Source organism: Citrobacter sp. SX206, from assembly GCF_024181025.1.
GTDB lineage: Bacteria > Pseudomonadota > Gammaproteobacteria > Enterobacterales > Enterobacteriaceae > Citrobacter > Citrobacter youngae.
In genome coordinates, this window is the sequence record NZ_CP049738.1 from 4,030,493 (window position 1) to 4,053,042 (window position 22,550).

Consider the following 22,550-nt stretch of genomic DNA (forward strand, 5'->3'; position numbering starts at 1 on the left):
GAATAGCATGATGAACGATCTTTTTTCACTGGACGGCAAAAATATTCTGATCACCGGTTCGGCCCAGGGTATTGGTTATTTACTGGCGACCGGGCTGGGTAAATATGGCGCGCAGATTATCGTCAATGACATTACGCCGGAGCGCGCGGAGGCCGCCGTCGCCAAACTGCAGCTGGAAGGGATCCGCGCCGTGGCCGCGCCGTTCAATGTTACGCATAAACAAGACATTGATGCCGCCATCGACCATATCGAAAAAGACATTGGCCAAATTGATGTGCTGGTGAATAACGCCGGTATCCAGCGTCGCCATCCGTTTACCGAGTTCCCGGAGCAGGACTGGAACGATGTGATTGCCGTGAACCAGACGGCGGTATTCCTGGTCTCCCAGGCGGTAACGCGTCGCATGGTGGAACGTCAGGCCGGGAAGGTCATCAACATCTGCTCCATGCAGAGCGAACTGGGCCGCGACACCATCACGCCGTATGCCGCCTCGAAAGGCGCGGTGAAAATGCTTACCCGCGGGATGTGTGTTGAGCTGGCACGCCACAATATCCAGGTCAACGGGATCGCGCCGGGCTACTTCAAAACCGAAATGACCAAAGCGCTGGTCGAGGATGAAGCCTTCACCTCCTGGCTGTGCAAACGTACGCCAGCCGCGCGCTGGGGCGATCCACAGGAGCTGATCGGCGCAGCGGTATTCCTCTCTTCTAAAGCATCCGATTTTGTTAACGGACACCTGTTGTTTGTCGATGGCGGCATGCTGGTCGCCGTCTGATACCACACAACGCAACATCACGCAGCGCCCAGGCGCTGCATTTTTGGCTCCCCCCTGAATAATTCGAGTTGCAGCCAACACACCTGCAGCTTGAAGGATGACGGGGATATAAGAGAAACGATTATGCCATTAATAATAATTGCGGCAGGCGTCGCGCTGCTCCTGGTCCTGATGATTGGCTTTAAAGTTAACGGCTTTATTGCTCTGGTCCTGGTGGCGGCGGTCGTTGGTTTTGCCGAAGGGATGGATGCACAGGCCGTTCTGCACTCAATACAAAACGGGATCGGTGGCACGCTTGGCGGGCTGGCGATGATCCTCGGCTTCGGCGCAATGCTCGGCAAGCTGATTTCCGATACCGGCGCGGCTCAGCGCATCGCCACCACGCTGATTGGCACATTCGGTAAAAAGCGCGTGCAGTGGGCGCTGGTGATCACCGGTCTGGTTGTCGGTCTGGCGATGTTCTTCGAAGTCGGCTTTGTTCTGCTGCTGCCGCTGGTGTTTACGGTGGTGGCCTCGTCCGGCCTGCCGCTGCTGTATGTTGGCGTACCGATGGTCGCCGCGCTGTCCGTGACCCACTGTTTTCTGCCGCCGCATCCGGGGCCGACCGCGATTGCCACCATTTTTGAGGCCAATCTCGGCACCACCCTGCTGTACGGCTTTATTATTACTATCCCGACGGTGATTGTCGCCGGGCCGCTGTTTTCTAAGCTGCTGACCCGCTTTGAGAAAGCGCCGCCGGAAGGGTTATTCAACCCGCATCTGTTCACCGAAGAAGAGATGCCGTCGTTCTGGAACAGTATCTTTGCGGCGGTTATCCCGGTCATACTGATGGCGGTCGCCGCCGTGTGCGAAATTACGCTGCCAAAGATCAACAGCGTGCGGGTGTTCTTTGAGTTTATCGGTAACCCTGCGGTCGCGTTGTTTATTGCTATCGTGCTCGCCATTTTTACCCTTGGTCGACGTAACGGGCGTACGATCGAGCAAATTATGGATATCATTGGCGACTCTATCGGCGCAATCGCGATGATTGTGTTTATCATCGCCGGGGGCGGTGCGTTTAAGCAGGTTCTGGTCGACAGCGGCGTGGGGCAATATATCTCGCACCTGATGACCGGCACGTCGCTTTCTCCGTTGCTGATGTGCTGGACGGTTGCCGCCTTGCTGCGCATCGCGCTTGGTTCAGCCACCGTGGCGGCGATCACCACCGCAGGCGTGGTGCTGCCGATTATCAACGTCACGCATGCCGACCCGGCGCTGATGGTGCTGGCTACCGGCGCGGGCAGCGTGATTGCCTCCCACGTTAACGATCCGGGATTCTGGCTGTTTAAAGGCTATTTTAATCTCAGCGTGGGGGAAACGTTGCGCACATGGACGGTCATGGAGACACTGATTTCCATTATGGGGCTGCTGGGGGTTCTGGCGCTGAACGCCATCCTGCATTAAGACGGTCATCACCGGGGAGCACAGGTCTGCGCTCCCCGGCACTGGAGAGAAAATGAGGAACCACAGAATTTCTTTGCAAGACATCGCCACGCTGGCGGGCGTGACCAAAATGACGGTGAGCCGCTACATTCGCTCGCCGAAAAAGGTCGCAAAGGAAACCGGTGAACGCATCGCGCAGATTATGGAGGAGATTAATTACATCCCCAACCGCGCGCCCGCGATGCTGCTGAACGCGCAAAGCTACACGCTCGGCGTGCTGATCCCCTCGTTTCAAAACCAGTTGTTCGCAGATATTCTGGCCGGTATTGAGTCAGTCACCTCGGACCATAACTATCAGACGCTGATCGCCAACTACAATTACGACCGGGAATCAGAGGAAGAGTCGGTGATTAACCTGCTGTCGTACAATATCGACGGCATTATTTTGTCCGAGAAATATCACACTCTGCGCACAGTTAAATTTCTGCGTTCAGCCAACATTCCGGTGGTCGAGCTGATGGATATTCAGGGCGATCGTCTGGACATGGAAGTAGGTTTCGATAACCGTCAGGCGGCGTTTGATATGGTCAGCACCATGCTGGATAAACGTCAGCGGCGCAAAATCCTCTATCTCGGTTCGAAAGACGACGTCCGCGATGAACAACGCTATCGCGGCTACTGCGATGCCATGACGCGTCGGGGTCTGGTGCCGCTGCGCGTCAATCCGCGCGCTATTTCGTCCATTCATCTTGGCACCCAGATGATGCGGGACGCGCTGGCTGCGCATCCGGATGTAGACGGCGTGTTTTGCACCAACGACGATATTGCGATGGGCGCGCTGCTGCTGTGCCGCGAGCGCGAGCTGGCCGTTCCGGAACAGATCTCAATTGCCGGTTTTCACGGGCTGGAAATGGGCAGGCAGATGATCCCAAGCCTCGCCAGCGTGATCACCCCGCGTTTTGACATTGGCCGCATGGCGGCGCAGATGTTGCTGAGCAAAATCAAGAACAACGACCATAACCACAACACCGTGGATCTTGGGTATCAGATTTATCACGGCAATACGCTTTAAGTCATTTTCTCTCGCCATCGCATACTCTCTTTGATGGACATTGCCTATACTCCAGGCAGGATAAATGGAGGAAATCTCAATGAGCGCACCCCTGCTAATTGCCCGCACGCCGGACACCGAACTGTTTTTACTGCCAGGCATGGCCAACCGTCACGGGCTGATTACCGGCGCGACCGGAACCGGTAAAACCGTCACGTTACAAAAGCTTGCCGAATCGCTGTCCGGGATTGGCGTACCGGTATTTATGGCCGATGTGAAAGGTGACTTAACCGGCGTAGCCGAGGAAGGCCAATCCTCTGAAAAGCTGCTCGCCCGCCTGAAAAACATCGGCATTACCGACTGGCAACCGCATGCCAATCCGGTCACGGTATGGGATATCTTTGGCGAAAAGGGTCACCCGGTGCGGGCCACGGTATCTGATCTCGGGCCGCTGCTGCTGGCTCGTCTGCTGAATCTCAACGACGTGCAGTCCGGCGTGCTGGATATTATCTTCCGTATTGCCGATGACCAGGGTCTGTTGCTGCTGGATTTCAAAGATCTGCGGGCCATTACGCAGTACATCGGCGATAACGCTAAATCGTTCCAGAACCAGTACGGCAACATCAGTAGCGCCTCGGTGGGCGCTATCCAGCGCGGACTGTTGTCACTGGAACAACAGGGCGCGGCGCACTTCTTTGGCGAACCGATGCTGGATATCAAAGACTGGATGCGAACCGACGCCAGCGGCAAAGGGATGATCAACATCCTCAGCGCCGAGAAGCTCTACCAGATGCCCAAACTGTACGCCGCCAGCCTGCTGTGGATGCTCTCCGAACTGTACGAACAGCTGCCGGAAGCAGGCGATCTGGAAAAACCAAAACTGGTGTTCTTCTTTGATGAAGCGCATCTGCTGTTCAACGACGCCCCGCAGGTGCTGCTGGATAAAATCGAACAGGTGATCCGCCTGATCCGCTCGAAAGGGGTCGGTGTGTGGTTCGTCTCGCAAAACCCGTCGGATATTCCGGACAACGTGCTTGGCCAGTTGGGTAACCGCGTGCAGCACGCCCTGCGCGCGTTCACGCCGAAAGATCAGAAAGCGGTGAAAAGCGCGGCGCAAACCATGCGCGCCAACCCGGCGTTTGATACCGAGAAAGCTATTCAGGAGCTGGGCACCGGCGAGGCGCTGGTGTCGTTCCTGGACGCCAAAGGCAGCCCGTCGGTGGTGGAGCGGGCAATGGTGATTGCGCCCTGCTCCCGCATGGGGCCGGTGACGGACGATGAGCGCAACGGGCTGATTAATCACTCTTCGCTGTACGGAAAATATGAGGAAGAGGTCGACCGCGAATCCGCCTATGAGCGTTTACAGCAAGGCGTGCAAGCCAGCACCGGGCAGCAAAATACGCCTCCCGCCAACGGTAAAGCGGTCGAGGTTGACGACGGTATTCTCGGTGGGTTGAAGGATATTTTGTTTGGCAGCACAGGACCGCGCGGCGGCAAGCGCGATGGCGTGGTACAGAGCGTGGCGAAAAGCGCGGCGCGACAGGTCACTAATCAGATAATCCGCGGCATGTTGGGGAGTTTGATGGGCGGGAGAAAACGCTAGTGTCCGTGTTACTGTGCCGGATGGCGGCGTAAACGCCTTATCCGGCCTACGGGCCCTGGTAGGCCTGATAAGCGCAGCGCCATCAGGCACTGCGCTTTACTGTGATTACGACCTACGCAGCATCAGCCACAGACTAATCAGCAGGAAGCTGGCACTTGGCAGCAGCGCGCCGATAATCGGCGGAATGCCGTACACCAGCGTCAGCGGGCCAAAGATTTGGTCCAGCACATAGAACACAAAACCGAAGCTAATCCCCGTCACCACACGCACACCCATCGGCACGCTACGCAGCGGGCCGAAGATAAATGACAGCGCCATCAGCATCATGACCGCCACTGACAGCGGCTGGAACACTTTGCTCCACATATTGAGCTGGTAGCGTCCGGCGTCCTGGCCGCTCGACTTCAGGTACTTCACGTAATTATGCAGACCACTAATCGACAGCGCGTCAGGATCCAACGCCACGACGCCGAGCTTGTCGGGCGTAAGGTTGGTTTTCCAGGTGCCGCTCACCGTCTGCGAACCGGTAATTTGTTTCGGGTCGGTCAGGTTGGACTCATCCACCTGCGACAAACGCCAGACCTTCTGCTCCGGGTCAAACGTCGCGCTGGCGGCATAGCGAACGGACTGCAAACGACGCTTGTCGTTAAAGGCGTAAATGCTGATTCCGCCTAATTCGGCGTCCCCTTTCACTCGCTCGATGTAAACAAAGCTGTCGCCATCTTTCGCCCACAGTCCTTGCTGGGTAGAGAGCAGCGAGCCGCCGTACATCTGCTGCGCACGGTAGTTACGCGCCATCTGTTCACCCTGCGGTGCCACCCATTCCCCGATGGCCATCGTCAGCAGCACCAGCGGAATCGCGGTTTTCATCACCGACAACGCTACCTGCATACGGGTAAAGCCGGAAGCCTGCATCACCACCAGTTCACTGCGCTGGGCCAACATGCCCAGCCCCAACAACGCACCCAGCAGCGCCGCCATCGGGAAGAAGATCTGGATATCTTTCGGTGCGCTGAGCAGGGTATACAGCCCGGCGCCCATCGCATCGTAGCTCCCCTGCCCGGCTTTTTTCAGCTGGTCGACAAACTTGATGATCCCGGAGAGCGACACCAGCATGAACAACGTCATCATGATGGTGGTAAAAATGGTTTTACCGATATAGCGGTCAAGTACACCAAAGGGCTGCATTATACCGCTCCTTTACGCATAAAACGGGCACGCAAGCGGCGCATCGGCACCGTATCCCAGAGGTTAAGCACAATCGCCAGCGCCAGATAGGCCAGGTTTACCACCCACATCCAGAACACCGGATCCAGTTTACCTTTGCCACCGTTCGACTTCAGCGACGTCTGCACCAGGAAGAACAGCAAATAGAGCAGCATGGCTGGCAGCATGGACAGTACGCGACCCTGCCGCGGGTTAACCACGCTCAGCGGGACAACCATCAGCGCCATCATAAATACGGTGAATACCAATGTGATACGCCAGTGCAGCTCCGCACGGGCCCGAGCGTTGTCGGTATTCCACAGTGTGCGCATATCCATCTGGTCGGTATCGTTGGGATCCAGCGCCACGGCCTGATGGCCGATAATCGCCTGGTAGTCCTGGAAATCGGTAATGCGGAAATCGCGCAGCAGCGCGGTCCCTTCAAAACGCGTACCTTTGTTCAGCACCACGACCTGAGAGCCGTCACGCAACTGAGTCAGATGTCCGGAATCAGCCACAACCACCGAAGGACGGGCGTTACCTTTCGGGCGGATTTGCGCGAGGAACACATCTTTGAAGCTGCTACCATCAACACTTTCGATAAACAACACCGAACTGCCGTTCGTTGCCTGCTGGAATTGCCCTTGAGCAAGCGCCGCCATGCCGGGGTTCGCTTTTGCTTCCGCCAGCACTTCATCCTGATGCCGGGAGGACCACGGCCCGGCCCACATTACGTTGACTGCCGCAACGATACTGGTAAACAACGCCAGCACCATCGCCGCTTTTACCAGCACAGCCTTGCTCAGCCCGCAGGCGTGCATGACCGTAATTTCACTTTCGGTATACAGTTTGCCCAGCGTCATTAGCAGCCCAAGGAACAGGCTTAAGGGCAAGATAAGTTGCGCCATTTCTGGCACGCCCAGCCCCAGCAGCGAGAGCACCAGATTCGCCGGGATATCACCGTCAACAGCCGCACCCAGGATCCTGACTAACTTTTGACAAAAGAAGATCAAAAGCAGGATGAATAGGATCGCAAGTTGGCTTTTGAGCGTTTCCCGAACCAGATATCTTATGATTATCACTTTAAATACGCCCGTAAAAACCCGTCTTTTGCCGGAATTTAGCTTGTTTCATGGCTTAAACGTCATTTATTCTCTTGAGCCGTCGAAATCGTCGCTAAGATCATTATACTCAACGGATCCACCTCTCAGAAATTGTTCTGACGTGCCAATGCCGTAATAACGTTAAGATTAACACGAAGTCACCGCAACAGCGGGTATGAGTTACGAAAGCTTGCAATTCTATCCGTAGCCACCGCTGTTGTCTTTAAGATTCAGGAGCGTAGTGCATGGAGTTCAGTGTAAAAAGCGGTAGCCCGGAGAAACAGCGGAGTGCGTGCATCGTCGTGGGTGTCTTTGAACCACGCCGCCTCTCTCCGATTGCAGAGCAGCTCGACAAGATCAGCGACGGGTACATCAGCGCACTGCTGCGTCGTGGCGAACTGGAAGGCAAACCGGGTCAAACCCTGTTGCTGCACCATGTTCCTAACGTTCTGTCTGAGCGAATTCTCCTCATTGGTTGTGGCAAAGAGCGTGAACTTGATGAGCGCCAGTACAAGCAGGTCATTCAGAAAACCATCAATACGCTGAATGATACTGGCTCAATGGAAGCCGTCTGCTTCCTGACTGAGCTGCACGTCAAAGGGCGCAATAACTACTGGAAAGTGCGTCAGGCCGTTGAGACGGCCCAGGAAACGCTGTACAGCTTTGACCAGTTGAAGACCAACAAAAGCGAGCCGCGCCGCCCGTTGCGTAAAATGGTCTTCAACGTACCGACCCGCCGTGAGCTGACCAGCGGCGAGCGTGCTATTCAGCATGGTCTGGCGATCGCCGCCGGTATTAAAGCAGCGAAAGATCTCGGCAATATGCCGCCAAATATTTGTAACGCTGCCTATCTGGCTTCTCAGGCGCGTCAGCTGGCAGACAGCTACAGCAAAAATGTTGTGACCCGCGTGATCGGCGAGCAGCAGATGAAAGAGCTGGGTATGCACTCTTATCTCGCCGTCGGTCACGGTTCGCAGAACGAGTCGCTGATGTCAGTCATCGAGTACAAAGGCAACCCGTCCGAAGACGCGCGTCCGATTGTGCTGGTCGGTAAAGGGTTAACCTTCGACTCCGGCGGTATCTCCATCAAACCAGCCGAAGGCATGGATGAGATGAAGTACGACATGTGCGGCGCGGCGGCAGTGTACGGCGTAATGCGCATGGTGGCCGAGCTTCAACTACCCATCAACGTCGTCGGCGTACTGGCGGGCTGCGAAAACATGCCGGGTGGCCGCGCGTATCGCCCAGGCGATGTGCTGACCACTATGTCCGGGCAGACCGTTGAAGTGCTCAATACCGACGCCGAAGGCCGTCTGGTGCTGTGCGACGTGTTAACCTACGTCGAACGCTTTGAGCCGGAAGCGGTGATTGACGTCGCGACCCTGACCGGCGCGTGCGTGATTGCGCTGGGCCATCACATCACCGGCCTGATGTCGAACCACAACCCGCTGGCGCATGAGCTGATCGGCGCGTCCGAGCAGGCTGGCGATCGCGCATGGCGTCTGCCGCTGGGTGATGAGTTCCAGGAACAGCTGGAGTCCAACTTTGCGGATATGGCGAACATTGGCGGACGTCCTGGTGGAGCCATTACCGCAGGCTGCTTCCTGTCGCGCTTTACCCGTAAGTATAACTGGGCGCACCTGGACATCGCCGGCACCGCATGGCGTTCCGGGAAAGCCAAAGGCGCAACTGGTCGTCCGGTGGCGCTGCTGTCGCAGTTCCTGCTCAATCGTGCCGGTTTTAACGGCGAAGAGTAGTTTGCATGATTGCCGGATGGCGCTGCGCTTTTCCGGCCTACAAGATCGAGCAATAAGAATTCTATACCCTATGGATTTCGAGTTGCATCGCGGCGGCAACTGAGCAAATCCCCAGGAGCATAGTTTACTATGTGACTGGGGTGCGTGAAGGCAGCAGCCAACAATGAGGCAACTTGAAAGACGACGGGTATAGATATGAGGAATGCGACCTTTTATATTCTGGACAATGACAACACCATCGACGGCCTCAGCGCCGTTGAACAACTGGTGTGTGAAATTGCCGCAGAACGTTGGCGGGCTGGCAAGCGTGTGCTGATCGCCTGTGAAAACGAAAAGCAGGCTCTGCGACTGGATGAAGCCCTGTGGGCAAGACCGGCAGAAAGCTTTGTTCCACATAATCTGGCGGGTGAAGGCCCCAGAGGCGGCGCCCCGGTAGAGATTGCCTGGCCGGAAAAACGCAACAGCAGCCCGCGCGACCTGCTTATCAGTTTACGCGTTGGCTTTGCAGATTTTGCCACCGCTTTCACAGAAGTGATAGACTTCGTTCCTTACGAAGATTCTTTGAAACAATCGGCACGCGATCGCTACAAAGCTTACCGCGTGGCTGGTTTTAACCTGAATACGGCAACCTGGAAATAATGGAAAAGACATACAACCCACAAGATATCGAACAGCCGCTTTACGAGCACTGGGAAAAGCAGGGCTATTTCAAACCTAACGGCGATGAAAGCAAAGAGTCCTTCTGCATCATGATCCCGCCGCCGAACGTCACCGGCAGTTTGCATATGGGTCATGCTTTCCAGCAAACCATCATGGATACCATGATTCGCTACCAGCGCATGCAGGGCAAAAACACCCTGTGGCAGGCCGGTACCGACCACGCGGGTATCGCAACCCAGATGGTGGTTGAACGTAAGATTGCCGCTGAAGAAGGTAAAACCCGTCACGACTACGGTCGCGAAGCGTTTATCGACAAAATTTGGCAGTGGAAAGCGGAATCCGGCGGCACCATTACCCGTCAGATGCGCCGTCTCGGCAACTCCGTTGACTGGGAGCGCGAGCGCTTCACCATGGACGAAGGCCTTTCCAATGCCGTGAAAGAAGTCTTCGTTCGCCTGTACAAAGAAGACCTGATTTACCGTGGCAAGCGTCTGGTCAACTGGGACCCGAAACTGCGCACCGCTATTTCTGACCTGGAAGTGGAAAACCGCGAGTCTAAAGGCTCCATGTGGCACATCCGCTATCCGCTGGCCGACGGCGCGAAAACCGCAGACGGTAAAGATTACCTGGTCGTGGCGACCACCCGTCCGGAAACCATTCTGGGCGACACCGGCGTAGCCGTGAACCCGGAAGATCCACGTTATAAAGATCTGATCGGCAAATTCGTCATGCTGCCGCTGGTTGACCGCCGTATTCCTATCGTGGGCGACGAACACGCCGATATGGAAAAAGGCACCGGCTGCGTGAAGATCACCCCTGCGCACGACTTTAACGACTATGAAGTCGGCCGTCGTCACGCCCTGCCAATGATTAACATTCTGACCTTTGATGGCGACATCCGCGAAACCGCGGAAGTGTATGACACCAAAGGTGAAGAGTCTGACGTTTACTCCAACGCTATCCCGGCTGAATTCCAGAAGCTGGAACGCTTTGCCGCGCGTAAAGCGATCGTCGCTGCCATCGATGCGATGGGCCTGCTGGAAGAGATCAAACCTCACGATCTGACCGTTCCTTACGGCGACCGTGGCGGCGTGGTTATCGAACCGATGCTGACCGACCAGTGGTACGTCCGTGCCGACGTGCTGGCAAAACCGGCGGTTAAAGCGGTTGAGAACGGCGACATCCAGTTCGTACCGAAGCAGTACGAAAACATGTACTTCTCCTGGATGCGCGATATTCAGGACTGGTGTATTTCCCGTCAGCTGTGGTGGGGTCACCGTATCCCGGCATGGTATGACAACGACGGCAACGTCTACGTTGGCCGCACCGAAGACGAAGTGCGTCAGGAAAACAACCTCGGCGCCGACGTTCAGCTTCGTCAGGACGAAGACGTTCTGGATACCTGGTTCTCCTCCGCGCTGTGGACCTTCTCTACCCTCGGCTGGCCGGAAAACACCGACGCGCTGCGTCAGTTCCACCCCACCAGCGTGATGGTTTCCGGCTTCGACATCATCTTCTTCTGGATTGCCCGCATGATCATGATGACCATGCACTTCATCAAAGATGAAAACGGCAAGCCGCAGGTTCCGTTCCATACCGTCTACATGACCGGTCTGATCCGTGACGACGAAGGCCAGAAGATGTCCAAATCCAAGGGCAACGTGATTGACCCGCTGGATATGGTCGACGGTATCTCGCTGCCGGAGCTGCTGGAAAAACGTACCGGCAACATGATGCAGCCGCAGCTGGCCGAGAAGATCGCCAAGCGCACCGAGAAGCAGTTCCCGAACGGCATCGAGCCGCACGGCACCGACGCCCTGCGTTTCACCCTGGCGGCGCTGGCCTCTACCGGCCGCGACATCAACTGGGATATGAAGCGTCTGGAAGGTTACCGTAACTTCTGTAACAAGCTGTGGAACGCCAGCCGCTTCGTGCTGATGAACACCGAAGATCAGGATTGCGGCTTCAACGGCGGCGAAATGACCCTGTCTCTGGCCGACCGCTGGATCCTCGCTGAATTCAACCAGACCATCAAAGCGTACCGCGAAGCGCTGGATAACTTCCGCTTCGATATCGCCGCGGGCATTCTGTACGAGTTCACCTGGAACCAGTTCTGCGACTGGTATCTGGAGCTGACCAAGCCGGTAATGACCGGAGGAACTGATGCTGAACTGCGCGGCACCCGTAATACGCTGGTGACCGTGCTGGAAGGCCTGCTGCGCCTGGCGCACCCGATCATTCCATTCATTACCGAAACCATCTGGCAGCGCGTGAAAGTGATTTGTGGCAACACCGCAGATACCATCATGCTGCAGCCGTTCCCGGAATATAACGCGGCTCAGGTTGATGAAGCGGCACTGGCTGATACCGAATGGCTGAAGCAGGCGATCGTTGCCGTACGTAACATCCGCGCGGAAATGAACATTGCCCCAGGCAAACCGCTGGAGCTGTTGCTGCGTGGTTGCAGCGCGGATGCAATGCGTCGTGTCAACGACAACAAGAGCTTCCTGCTGAACCTGGCGCGTCTGGAAAGCATCACCGTGCTGCCTGCCGATGATAAAGGTCCGGTTTCGGTGACCAAAATCATCGACGGCGCCGAGCTGCTGATCCCAATGGCAGGTCTCATCAACAAAGAAGATGAACTGGCGCGTCTGGCGAAAGAAGTGGCGAAAATCGAAGGTGAGATTGCCCGTATCGAAGGCAAGCTCTCCAACGAAGGTTTCGTTGCTCGCGCCCCTGAAGCGGTCATCGCCAAAGAGCGTGAGAAGCTGGACGGTTACGCAGAAGCCAAAGCGAAGCTGATTGAGCAGCAGGCAGTTATCGCCGCGCTGTAAAAATCGTGCCCATACGTTTGCCGGATGGCGCTTGCGCTTTTCCGGCCTACGGGCACCGTCAACGTAGGTCGGATAAGCGTAGCGCATCCGACACCACAGACGATAAAAGCCTCTGGCGTTCTCGCTCAGAGGCTTTTTCTTGAATTATCCTCGCTTGCGCTTCCCCTCACCGCAGTGGTATTAACTGCATATGTCTCACTTTTATGTCATGAGTTCGCTATGAGTGCCATTACCTCCGTCGCGGCAACGCTGCGCCGAATTTCTGCCGATGATAACGCCGCAATTGCCCGCGTTATCCGCAAAGTTTCCGCTGAATACGGCCTGACCGCCGATAAAGGCTACACCGTTGCCGACCCTAATCTGGACGAATTGTTCCAGGTTTACAGCCAGCCGGGCGCGGCCTACTGGGTGGTTGAGCAAAACGGTGAAGTCGTGGGCGGCGGCGGTGTTGCACCGTTAGGATGTAGTGAACCAGACATTTGCGAGCTGCAAAAGATGTACTTCCTGTCGAGCGCGCGCGGTCAGGGGCTGGCGAAAAAGCTGGCGCTGATGGCACTTGAACATGCCCGCGAGCAGGGTTTTAAGCAGTGCTATCTGGAAACCACCGCGTTTCTGACCGAAGCTATTCGTCTGTATGAACATTTAGGGTTTGAGCACATCAGTGAGGCGCTCGGCTGCACCGGCCACGTCGATTGCGAAGTCAGGATGTTAAAGCCCCTCTGACGTCAGGCAAAGGAGCATTTCTGCTTTACTGCATTTCGGCTGAGAGCATCAGTCGAATAACACCAGCCGCGCGAGCGGTTGGCAGCTTCAGCACCTGCGTCCAGAGATCCTGCACAATCTCACAGGCGATCTTCTCTTTGCCGATCCCTTTATTCGGGTCGGCCATAATCTGAATATCATCCCCATAGCGTTGCACCAGTCCGGGGCTGATCGCTTGTAAATCCTGCAGAGCCAGCTGTTTTTCCTCGGTCGTAACCGTATGTTTGTTCGGGCCATAAGCCGCGTGCATCATACTCATGTCGCTGGCCATACGACGGTTCATGAGCTCGCGCGGAATAATACGCACCGGGTTAATCCCGCCTTTCACAGCCGGGAACAAAAAGCGAAAACATTCGTCATTGCCCACTTTTGCCACCGCGGCAATCTGCTCGAGATTAATCTTCATATACTCGATCACGTTGGCATCAGGCGCCTGCTGCAAACGCGCCATCTGTACCTGTAGGATCTGCGGCTGAATAGCGTCGATAATCTGTTGCTCGCTTTTCCCCGCCTCCTTCAACTGCGTTGCCTGGGTGAGGATGTTCTGCCACAGCGCTGGCTCCTGCTCCTTAAGCACCTGATAAACGGGCATGGACAGCATCGCGTTTTCAAATTTCTGCGCATCCGTCAGACCATAATCCGGGCTTTCGCGTGGGATCAGGTAGTGCACATCAAACAGATTCCACGCGATAATCGCCACCACAAAGACCACCGCGCCAGAGACCTTGCCCAGCCAGCCTTTTTTGCGAAACATGCCGACGACGATAGCAATCACCGCCCCGATATAACCTGCCAACAAAACGTGTGCCCAGTTCATTAACCATCCTTATGCCAAATCATCTCTGTTACAGGGATATATTTCCCCTTCGATGTTTTGATTATTACGGCAGCAGCGAGCTATTTCCAGCCACCAGATTTTGCTAACAGAAACAGGAAGGATTAAACCGCGCGGCGATGGACACCGCGCGTCAAAGAAAGGAACTAAACTGGCACACCGCTGTGAAAGCGGAATTCATCGTCAGGAGAGGTGATTAACGCGGCTTCTACTTCGCCAAAAAACCGCACCCGGCTACTGATATCATCGGTTGAAACCTGCTGCGCCAGCGCCAGGTAATCCTGATAATGGCGTGCCTCGGATCGCAGCAGCGACAGATAAAACGCCTGCAAATCGTCATCCAGATACGGTGCGAGCGCGGCGAACCGTTCACAGGAACGCGCCTCAATGTAAGCCCCGCAAATCAGTTTATCGATTAACGTCAGCGGCTCGTGGGTGCGCACCTCTTTGAGCATGCCTTTGGCGTAACGGCTGGCGGTAATCTTAATATAGGGAATGTTGCGACTCATCATCGCCTCACGCACCTGCCAGAAATGATGCAGTTCTTCCTTGATCAGCAAAACCATGCTGTCGATAAGCTTGCGTCCCCACGGGTCGTCGGTTTGCGGCATCACGCTTTTGCTTATCTGTTTATTCAGCGAGATAAAATCCGGCTCATCCCCTTCTCTGAAAGCAAACGCTTCATAGGGTTTCAGCCAGTCCAGCAGCGCCTGAGATCCCTGTTTATCTGCGACATACTTACGCACCAGCAGCATCGCCGTTTGCGCTGCTTTCAGCTCACAGACGAGGTGGTCGGTCAATAACAGAGGCAGATTAGCCGGGTCTCGCGCTTTATCAAGCCAGGCCTGGGGCGTTTTACAGTGCAGGAAATTGTGGATCGGGGAGAGTATTTGCAGGTAATCCATACATTGTCCTTGGCCTGCGGCAGCCTGGGCTACCGCAGGTCAGTAGATGACTTAGTGACGCACGCCGTCATCATCTTCGTCGACGAGATCTTCATCGTCGCCGTCTTCACCTTCTTCGCCGTTCGGGTCTTCAAAATAGGTGCCCCAACCGTCGTATTCCACATCATATTTTTCAGCCAGGTTCATCAGCTGCTCAACCTGAGCATCGATCAACTCCGCATTCAGTGCACATTCGCTCAGGATGTCACAGCAAATAACCGTGTCGCCTTCTTCCACTTCCAGCTCTTCCGGCTCGGTCACTTCATAACCCAGCTTGAAGGCTTCTACTGCCGCTTTTTCCAGGGTTTCGAAGTCATCCGCGGAAAGGTGATGCTCAATGGTGTACAGCGCGTCTGGATCGCTGCCATCTTCGAGTAACTCTTCAATAATCAAGCGCGTTTCTTCACGCTGTTCTTCCAGTAGTTCCGGGTTTGCCATGGATCGTTCCTCATAATGTCCTGCCGATACTCTTATTGTCACATACCGCTGTCATTGCCTCCACCTTTCCAGGAAAGATTTGTTAAACAAGGTTGCAAATGAATAAACATCCATATAAATTGAATTTTAATTCAATAAATGGCCTAAGCCATGTGAGGGAACCATGTCTGCGTTTTATCAGAAGCACTTTTTGAAACTGCTTGATTTCACCTCTGCTGAACTCACGTCACTGCTCCAGCTCGCCGCGCAGCTTAAGGCGGATAAGAACAACGGTACTGAGGTCGCTAAACTCACCGGTAAAAACATCGCGCTCATCTTCGAAAAAGACTCAACCCGCACCCGTTGCTCTTTCGAAGTTGCCGCATACGATCAGGGCGCGCGCGTGACGTATCTCGGGCCAAGCGGCAGCCAGATTGGCCATAAAGAGTCGATCAAAGACACCGCCCGCGTGCTCGGCCGCATGTACGACGGTATTCAGTATCGGGGCCACGGCCAGGAGATTGTCGAGACGCTGGCGGAATATGCCGGAGTTCCAGTGTGGAACGGATTAACCAACGAGTTTCATCCCACCCAGCTGCTGGCGGATCTGTTAACTATGCAGGAACACCTGCCGGGTAAAGCGTTTAATGAGATGACGCTGGTCTACACCGGTGATGCCCGCAACAATATGGGCAATTCCATGCTGGAAGCCGCTGCGTTAACCGGGCTGGATCTGCGCCTGGTCGCACCGCAGGCCTGCTGGCCAGAGGAAAGTCTGGTTGCAGAGTGCAAAGCGCTGGCACAGAAAAACGGCGGCAATATTACGCTGACCGAAGATGTCGCCGCGGGCGTGAAAGGTGCGGACTTTATCTATACCGACGTCTGGGTATCAATGGGCGAAGCAAAAGAGAAGTGGGCCGAACGTATTGCGCTGCTGCGTAAGTACCAGGTTAATAGCACGATGATGGCGTTGACCGGCAATCCACAGGTGAAATTCCTGCACTGCCTGCCCGCGTTTCATGACGATCAAACCACGCTTGGCAAACAAATGGCACAGGAATATGGTCTGCACGGCGGTATGGAAGTGACTGATGAGGTCTTTGAATCACCCGCCAGCATCGTATTTGATCAGGCGGAAAACCGGATGCACACCATCAAAGCGGTGATGGTGGCGACGCTGGCGAAGTGAGGGCATGGATGAAAAGAATGCCGGATGGCGATGCTAAGCATCTTATCCGGCCTACAACCGTGCTCCCGTAAGCCGGGTAAGGCGTAGCCGCACCCGGCAATCACGCTTATGCTACCCGCATTTTCACCACAGCTTTGCGTACCAGCGCTGGAGCACCGACCGCGCACAGCGGTTTATGCACTTCACCCGGATAGAACACCACGAAATCACCTTCGTTCAGCACCACCGTTTTCTCCTGTACCCCTTCCGGCAGGAAGGCGATATCTTTATCCGCCAGCCAGTCAGTTTCCGGCGCGCCCGCAGGCTGCGTGCTGAAGGTCATTCCTTCCTGGCCTTTGAGCAGGATCTGAATATCCAGATAGCGAGCGTGATATTCGGCGCGGCGCTGTGCAAACGGCTCCGTCATATCTTCAGCAATCAGATAAAACAGGCGATCGCCGTCGATGTCGTGCTTACCTTTTTCCGTCGCATCCGTCACATGCACTTTAATGTGTTCAATTGCCTGACGCAGCTCTTCCGGCAGCCAGGCATCCAGGTTGTGAATATTGCCAACAATCATCTCAAACCCCTTAATTAAAACATCGTTTCATTTTAGTTGTTATACGAAAAAACGGCCTGCCATACTACTGCTATTTGCCGATATTTTGCGTCAACGCATGTTTATCGCTGATGGTGTTAAATAATTGCTAACTCTCAGCAACAGGTTATGCATAAACTTTGCATAACTTTCGGCTACCCTTTTTCAATCTGATCAGTAACATACTGTTATTAAAAGTTTTATTAGAAAAACCAGCTATAGATCACAGTTCACCTCTCCTTCGCTATCCTTCTTCATCGTCATATTTATTTTGAAATAAACTTTACCGCGCAAATAATAAAATCATATATTCGCATAATAATTCACCACGCAAAAAAAAGCACAAATAAATCAATGCATTACTTATATTACAGCACACTAAAAGTGTACATAAAATTAACACCGATAAATAACAAGACATATTCCCGCGTAGTAATTCAATTATTCGCATTTTTATTTTGTTAATTCTCAGAGCCATCTCATAAATTAAACAACAAAAGCCAACCATCGACCTGACTGTGAAATAAATCACATTTCCTCATCAAATAAGATCTAAATATAGATTCTGAAATCAGCTGAAAAATCATGACTGCAATAAATATTATTTGCAGGCACCTCCTCTTTATTTTTTAAAATCGTATTAAAGGAATAATGATGGAAAAGCATTATGTCGGGTCTGAAATCGGTCAATTACGTAGCGTAATGCTACATCGCCCTAACCTCAGCTTAAAAAGGCTGACGCCATCAAATTGTCAGGAACTGCTTTTTGATGATGTTCTTTCGGTAGAACGTGCAGGAGAAGAACATGACATTTTCGCCAACACGTTACGTCAGCAAGGGATTGAGGTTCTGTTACTCACTGATTTATTGACACAAACCTTAGATGTCCCGGATGCCAAAGGCTGGCTGCTGGAGACACAAATCTCTGATTATCGCCTTGGCCCCGCTTTCGCTACCGATATTCGCGCATGGCTTGCAGATATGCAGCACCGGGAACTCGCCCGGCATTTAAGCGGCGGGCTAACCTACGGGGAAATTCCTGCCTCCATCAAAAATATGGTGGTCGATACTCACGATATTAATGACTTTATTATGAAGCCATTACCCAACCACCTATTTACTCGCGATACCTCTTGTTGGATATATAACGGTGTATCCATTAACCCGATGGCAAAAACCGCACGCCAGCGGGAAACCAATAACCTGCGAGCAATTTACCGTTGGCATCCACAATTTGCCGATGGTGAATTTATTAAATATTTCGGCGATGAAAATATTAATTACGACCACGCCACATTAGAAGGTGGCGATGTGCTGGTGATTGGTCGCGGCGCGGTACTCATCGGTATGTCGGAACGCACCACGCCGCAGGGCATTGAGTTCCTTGCCCAGTCGCTGTTTAAGCATCGCCAGGCTGAACGCGTCATCGCGGTTGAACTGCCGAAACATCGCTCCTGTATGCACCTCGATACCGTCATGACCCACATCGATATCGATACCTTCTCCGTCTACCCGGAAGTGGTACGCCCGGATGTCCAGTGCTGGACCCTGACGCCAGACGGGCGCGGCGGCCTGAAACGCACCCAGGAAAGTACGCTGGTACACGCCCTCGAAAAAGCGCTGGGCCTCGACCAAATCACGCTGATCACCACCGGTGGCGACGCCTTCGAAGCTGAACGCGAACAGTGGAACGACGCCAACAACGTCCTGACACTGCGCCCCGGCGTGGTGGTGGGCTACGAGCGCAACATCTGGACCAACGAAAAATACGACAAAGCCGGTATCACCGTTTTACCCATTCCTGGCGACGAACTGGGACGCGGACGCGGCGGCGCGCGCTGCATGAGCTGCCCACTGGAACGCGACGGTATTTAAGGAGACGTTATGGAAAACAAACCTACCCTGGTTGTGGCATTGGGCGGCAATGCGCTGCTCAAACGCGGTGAACCGCTGGAAGCTGACATCCAGCGCAAGAATATTGAGCTGGCGGCAAAAACTATCGCTCAGCTTACGCAGCAATGGCGCGTGATTCTTGTGCATGGCAATGGCCCACAGGTTGGACTTTTGGCGTTACAGAACAGCGCTTATGACCGCGTTACCCCTTATCCGCTCGACATTCTCGGTGCGGAAAGTCAGGGAATGATTGGCTATATGCTGCAACAAGCCCTGAAAAACCAGCTGCCGCAACGTGAAATTAGCGTCCTGCTGACTCAGGTTGAAGTCGATGCCCACGATCCAGCCTTCAGTAATCCGACCAAATATATCGGACCGATTTACGACAACGATCAGGCTAAAACGCTACACGCGGAAAAGGGCTGGATTTTCAAAGCCGATGGTAAAGCGTTCCGTCGCGTTGTGCCCTCTCCACAACCCAAACGTATCGTTGAAAGTGATGCTATTCGCACATTGATCGCCCGCGATCATCTGGTGATTTGCAACGGCGGTGGCGGCGTACCGGTGGTGGAAAAAGCCGATGGCTTCCACGGCATTGAAGCAGTGATCGACAAGGATCTCTCCGCCGCCCTGCTCGCCCGCCAACTCCATGCCGATGCGTTGTTGATCCTCACCGATGCTGACGCCGTGTACCTCGACTGGGGCAAACCTACCCAGCGCCCGCTGGCCCAGGTCACCCCGGAACTGCTCGGTGAAATGCAATTCGACGCCGGTTCAATGGGCCCCAAAGTCACCGCCTGCGCGGAATTCGTCTCTCACTGTCGGGGGATTGCTGGCATCGGTTCACTGGCCGACGGTCCGGCCATTCTCGCCGGCGACAAAGGCACGCTCATTCGTCTCGAAACCACCGACGCTCACGCTTAGGGCTTTTTTTGCCGGATGGCGGCTGCGCCTTATCCGGCCTACATAAGGACATTTTCATGACTGTTAACCTGAAAAATCGCAATTTTCTCAAACTGCTGGACTACACCCCTGCAGAAATCCAGTACCTGATCGATCTGGCTATCGAATTAAAAACGGCAAAAAAAGCCGGGCGCGAAAGGCAAACGCTGGTCGGTAAAAATATCGCGCTGATCTTCGAAAAAACCTCCACTCGCACCCGCTGCGCCTTTGAAGTCGGCGCTTTCGATCAGGGCGCACAGGTGACCTATCTCGGCCCAAGCGGATCGCAGATCGGCCATAAAGAGTCGATGAAAGATACCGCCCGCGTGTTGGGTCGCATGTATGACGGCATCGAATACCGCGGCTACGGCCAGGAGATCGTGGAAGAACTGGGACAATTCGCCGGTGTGCCGGTCTGGAACGGGCTAACGAATGAATTCCACCCTACGCAGATCCTTGCCGATCTGATGACCATGCTGGAGCACGCCCCGGGTAAAACCTTACCCGAACTGAGCTTCGCTTACCTCGGTGACGCCCGCAACAACATGGGTAATTCGCTGATGGTCGGCGCGGCGAAAATGGGGATGGATATTCGTCTGGTCGCGCCAAAGTCCTTCTGGCCGGACGAGGCGCTGGTTGCCGAATGCCGCGAAATCGCCAGCGTAACGGGCGCACGCATTACGCTCACGGACGATGTTGCGGAAGGGGTATACGACGTAGATTTCCTCTATACCGATGTCTGGGTTTCGATGGGCGAACCTAAAGAAGCGTGGGCAGAACGCGTCAGCCTGATGACGCCCTACCAGATTAATCAGCAGGTCATCAATGCGACCGGCAATCCCAATGTGAAATTCATGCACTGCCTGCCCGCCTTTCATAATGAGCACACCAAAGTGGGCCGTGAAATCGAAGCGGCTTACGGTCTGAAAGGACTTGAAGTCACGGAAGAGGTATTCGAGTCAGCGCATTCCATCGTCTTCGACGAAGCGGAAAACCGGATGCATACCATCAAAGCGGTCATGGTAGCGACACTCGGCGACTAACCCCTGCGGGCATGTGTCGCCTGGCGGCATATGCCCAAGCTATCCGGAGAACATCATGGGCAAATTCAAATTTCCCAGCGCGTATACCATCCTGTTTATTCTCATTGCACTCGTCGCCGTTATGACCTGGATTGTCCCGGCAGGGAAATACCAGATGGCGATGAATGCTACCCTCGGCAAAGAAGTGCCGGTTGCCGGTACTTATGCCCCGACCGAGGCGCATCCACAAGGCATAACCGCTGTCCTGCTGGCCCCGATTGACGGGCTTTATAACCACGAAACCTACACCGCAGGCGCCATTGATGTCGCGCTGTTTGTCCTGATAATCGGTGGATTTCTCGGCGTGGTAAACAAAACGGGCGCCATCGACGCAGGCATCGAACGCGTGACGGTCAGGCTGAACGGTAAAGAAGAGTGGATGATCCCCATCCTGATGGGACTTTTCGCCGCCGGAGGCACGATTTACGGCATGGCGGAAGAATCACTCCCTTTCTACACCTTATTAGTTCCGGTCATGATGGCCGCGCGCTTTGATCCGCTGGTTGCCGCGGCGACCGTGCTACTCGGCGCTGGCATCGGCACGCTCGGTTCGACAATCAACCCTTTCGCGACGGTTATCGCCGCAAACGCCGCCGGGATCCCCTTCACCCAGGGCATGCTGATGCGCATTCTGCTGCTGGTCATCGGCTATGTTATTTGCGTGGTGTGGGTCATGCGTTATGCGCGCAAAGTCCGCAATCACCCGGAGTTGTCGATTGTGGCGGATAAAATGGAGGAAAACCGCGCGCATTTCCTCGGCAATCGCGGTAACGCTAACCTTGAATTCACAGCTACGCGTAAGTGGATCCTGCTGATATTCGCCGCCGCCTTTGCGGTAATGATTTATGGCGTCGCGGTACTCGGATGGTGGATGGCAGAAATATCCGCAGTCTTTCTGGCTTCTGCGATTATCGTCGGCGTGATTGCCCGCATGAGTGAAGAAGCCTTCACCAGTACCTTCATTGACGGTGCGCGGGATCTGCTCGGCGTGGCGCTGATTATCGGCATTGCACGCGGAATCGTCGTGGTGATGGACAACGGCATGATCACCCACACTATTTTGCACAGCGCCGAAAATTTAGTCTCCGGTCTGTCCACCACCATTTTCATCAATGTGACCTACTGGCTGGAAGTATTGCTCTCCTTCCTGGTCCCTTCCTCGTCTGGTCTGGCGGTGCTCACGATGCCCATTATGGCCCCGCTGGCCGACTTCGCCCATGTGCAAAGGGATCTGGTCGTTACTGCGTACCAATCCGCTTCTGGCATTGTGAATCTGATCACCCCCACTTCAGCCGTCGTGATGGGCGGGTTGGCTATCGCTCGCGTTCCTTATGTGCGCTACCTGAAATGGGTCGCCCCGCTGCTGCTGATTCTGACGGTGCTGAACATGGTCGTCCTGAGTATCGGCGCAATGCTGTAGCCGTTTTGGCCGTCGGCTCCCGACGGCTTTTTTGAGCGTGCTCTCGTTTTTCTGCACAACCGCCCGTTTGAGCCGTTA

Annotated in this window: 21 protein-coding genes and 1 pseudogene; 14 read left to right on the forward strand and 8 right to left on the reverse strand. The window is 54.7% G+C overall.

Annotation, left to right across the window (positions count from 1 at the left end):
* The first annotated feature begins 10 nt into the window (after nt 1-10).
* From idnO to G8S19_RS19495, 4 genes are all read left to right on the forward strand, one after another.
* Complete coding sequence (gene idnO / locus G8S19_RS19480; protein WP_061067137.1) at nt 11-775, forward strand: gluconate 5-dehydrogenase; 765 nt, start codon at nt 11-13, stop codon at nt 773-775.
* Between the two features lie 123 nt (nt 776-898).
* Nucleotides 899-2,218, forward strand: a complete 1,320-nt coding sequence (idnT, locus tag G8S19_RS19485; RefSeq protein ID WP_253685760.1) for a gnt-II system L-idonate transporter — start codon at nt 899-901, stop codon at nt 2,216-2,218.
* 52 nt (nt 2,219-2,270) lie between these two features.
* Entirely contained in the window at nt 2,271-3,269 is a 999-nt protein-coding gene (locus G8S19_RS19490; RefSeq protein WP_048212823.1) for a LacI family DNA-binding transcriptional regulator, read from the forward strand.
* Nucleotides 3,270-3,348: 79 nt separating this feature from the next.
* Entirely contained in the window at nt 3,349-4,851 is a 1,503-nt protein-coding gene (locus tag G8S19_RS19495; RefSeq protein WP_048213481.1) for a helicase HerA-like C-terminal domain-containing protein, read from the forward strand.
* A gap of 11 nt (nt 4,852-4,862) precedes the next feature.
* Here the strand turns inward: G8S19_RS19495 and G8S19_RS22530 are convergent.
* The 4 genes and pseudogenes from G8S19_RS22530 to G8S19_RS19510 all read right to left on the reverse strand — a co-directional run.
* Nucleotides 4,863-4,941, reverse strand: a pseudogene (locus tag G8S19_RS22530) (hypothetical protein); the annotation flags it as partial.
* 15 nt (nt 4,942-4,956) lie between these two features.
* The gene (gene lptG, locus G8S19_RS19500; protein WP_048212824.1) at nt 4,957-6,039 is read right to left on the reverse strand and encodes an LPS export ABC transporter permease LptG; all 1,083 of its coding nucleotides are present in this window, start codon (nt 6,037-6,039) and stop codon (nt 4,957-4,959) included.
* On the reverse strand, nt 6,039-7,139 hold the full coding sequence (gene lptF, locus G8S19_RS19505) for an LPS export ABC transporter permease LptF (RefSeq protein ID WP_048212825.1): 1,101 nt from the start codon (nt 7,137-7,139) through the stop codon (nt 6,039-6,041). The genes lptG and lptF overlap by 1 nt, the downstream gene beginning before the upstream one ends.
* Before the next feature lie 62 nt (nt 7,140-7,201).
* On the reverse strand, nt 7,202-7,252 hold the full coding sequence (locus G8S19_RS19510; protein ID WP_253686651.1) for a hypothetical protein: 51 nt from the start codon (nt 7,250-7,252) through the stop codon (nt 7,202-7,204).
* 153 nt (nt 7,253-7,405) lie between these two features.
* On the opposite strand from G8S19_RS19510, the gene pepA reads away from it, so the two are divergent.
* From pepA to G8S19_RS19530, 4 genes are all read left to right on the forward strand, one after another.
* Entirely contained in the window at nt 7,406-8,917 is a 1,512-nt protein-coding gene (gene pepA / locus G8S19_RS19515; protein ID WP_005134172.1) for a leucyl aminopeptidase, read from the forward strand.
* Between the two features lie 195 nt (nt 8,918-9,112).
* The gene (gene holC, locus G8S19_RS19520; RefSeq protein WP_048212826.1) at nt 9,113-9,556 is read left to right on the forward strand and encodes a DNA polymerase III subunit chi; all 444 of its coding nucleotides are present in this window, start codon (nt 9,113-9,115) and stop codon (nt 9,554-9,556) included.
* Entirely contained in the window at nt 9,556-12,411 is a 2,856-nt protein-coding gene (locus G8S19_RS19525) for a valine--tRNA ligase (RefSeq protein ID WP_253685762.1), read from the forward strand. Before holC ends, G8S19_RS19525 begins: the two co-directional genes overlap by 1 nt.
* Nucleotides 12,412-12,630: 219 nt before the next feature.
* Nucleotides 12,631-13,134, forward strand: coding sequence for a GNAT family N-acetyltransferase (locus tag G8S19_RS19530; protein WP_003025856.1), 504 nt, complete (start codon nt 12,631-12,633; stop codon nt 13,132-13,134).
* 25 nt (nt 13,135-13,159) lie between these two features.
* Here G8S19_RS19530 and G8S19_RS19535 read toward each other — a convergent pair whose 3' ends face one another.
* From G8S19_RS19535 to rraB, 3 genes are all read right to left on the reverse strand, one after another.
* The gene (locus G8S19_RS19535) at nt 13,160-13,990 is read right to left on the reverse strand and encodes a topoisomerase II (RefSeq protein ID WP_181825795.1); all 831 of its coding nucleotides are present in this window, start codon (nt 13,988-13,990) and stop codon (nt 13,160-13,162) included.
* Nucleotides 13,991-14,154: 164 nt separating this feature from the next.
* Nucleotides 14,155-14,913 (reverse strand): tRNA isopentenyl-2-thiomethyl-A-37 hydroxylase MiaE, encoded by a 759-nt coding sequence (gene miaE, locus G8S19_RS19540; RefSeq protein WP_253685764.1) that lies wholly within the window; start codon nt 14,911-14,913, stop codon nt 14,155-14,157.
* A gap of 51 nt (nt 14,914-14,964) precedes the next feature.
* On the reverse strand, nt 14,965-15,390 hold the full coding sequence (gene rraB / locus G8S19_RS19545) for a ribonuclease E inhibitor RraB (protein ID WP_003025845.1): 426 nt from the start codon (nt 15,388-15,390) through the stop codon (nt 14,965-14,967).
* Between the two features lie 98 nt (nt 15,391-15,488).
* On the opposite strand from rraB, the gene G8S19_RS22535 reads away from it, so the two are divergent.
* On the forward strand, nt 15,489-15,584 hold the full coding sequence (locus G8S19_RS22535) for a hypothetical protein (protein WP_371414776.1): 96 nt from the start codon (nt 15,489-15,491) through the stop codon (nt 15,582-15,584).
* A complete protein-coding gene (gene argF, locus G8S19_RS19550) occupies nt 15,554-16,558 on the forward strand; it encodes an ornithine carbamoyltransferase (protein WP_116361069.1) in 1,005 nt (334 codons plus the stop codon). The genes G8S19_RS22535 and argF (G8S19_RS19550) overlap by 31 nt, the downstream gene beginning before the upstream one ends.
* A 106-nt stretch (nt 16,559-16,664) precedes the next feature.
* Here the strand turns inward: argF (G8S19_RS19550) and G8S19_RS19555 are convergent, their stop codons facing one another.
* A complete protein-coding gene (locus G8S19_RS19555) occupies nt 16,665-17,117 on the reverse strand; it encodes a YhcH/YjgK/YiaL family protein (protein ID WP_181825796.1) in 453 nt (150 codons plus the stop codon).
* 672 nt (nt 17,118-17,789) lie between these two features.
* On the opposite strand from G8S19_RS19555, the gene arcA reads away from it, so the two are divergent.
* Genes arcA through G8S19_RS19575 form a run of 4 tightly spaced genes read left to right on the forward strand, consistent with a single transcriptional unit; the run spans nt 17,790 to nt 22,472 of the window.
* Nucleotides 17,790-19,010, forward strand: a complete 1,221-nt coding sequence (gene arcA, locus G8S19_RS19560) for an arginine deiminase (RefSeq protein WP_048212832.1) — start codon at nt 17,790-17,792, stop codon at nt 19,008-19,010.
* Between the two features lie 9 nt (nt 19,011-19,019).
* Nucleotides 19,020-19,952, forward strand: coding sequence for a carbamate kinase (gene arcC, locus G8S19_RS19565; protein ID WP_048212833.1), 933 nt, complete (start codon nt 19,020-19,022; stop codon nt 19,950-19,952).
* A gap of 56 nt (nt 19,953-20,008) precedes the next feature.
* The gene (argF, locus tag G8S19_RS19570) at nt 20,009-21,013 is read left to right on the forward strand and encodes an ornithine carbamoyltransferase (RefSeq protein ID WP_048212834.1); all 1,005 of its coding nucleotides are present in this window, start codon (nt 20,009-20,011) and stop codon (nt 21,011-21,013) included.
* Nucleotides 21,014-21,068: 55 nt separating this feature from the next.
* Entirely contained in the window at nt 21,069-22,472 is a 1,404-nt protein-coding gene (locus tag G8S19_RS19575) for a YfcC family protein (RefSeq protein WP_005134184.1), read from the forward strand.
* Nucleotides 22,473-22,550: the final 78 nt, after the last annotated feature.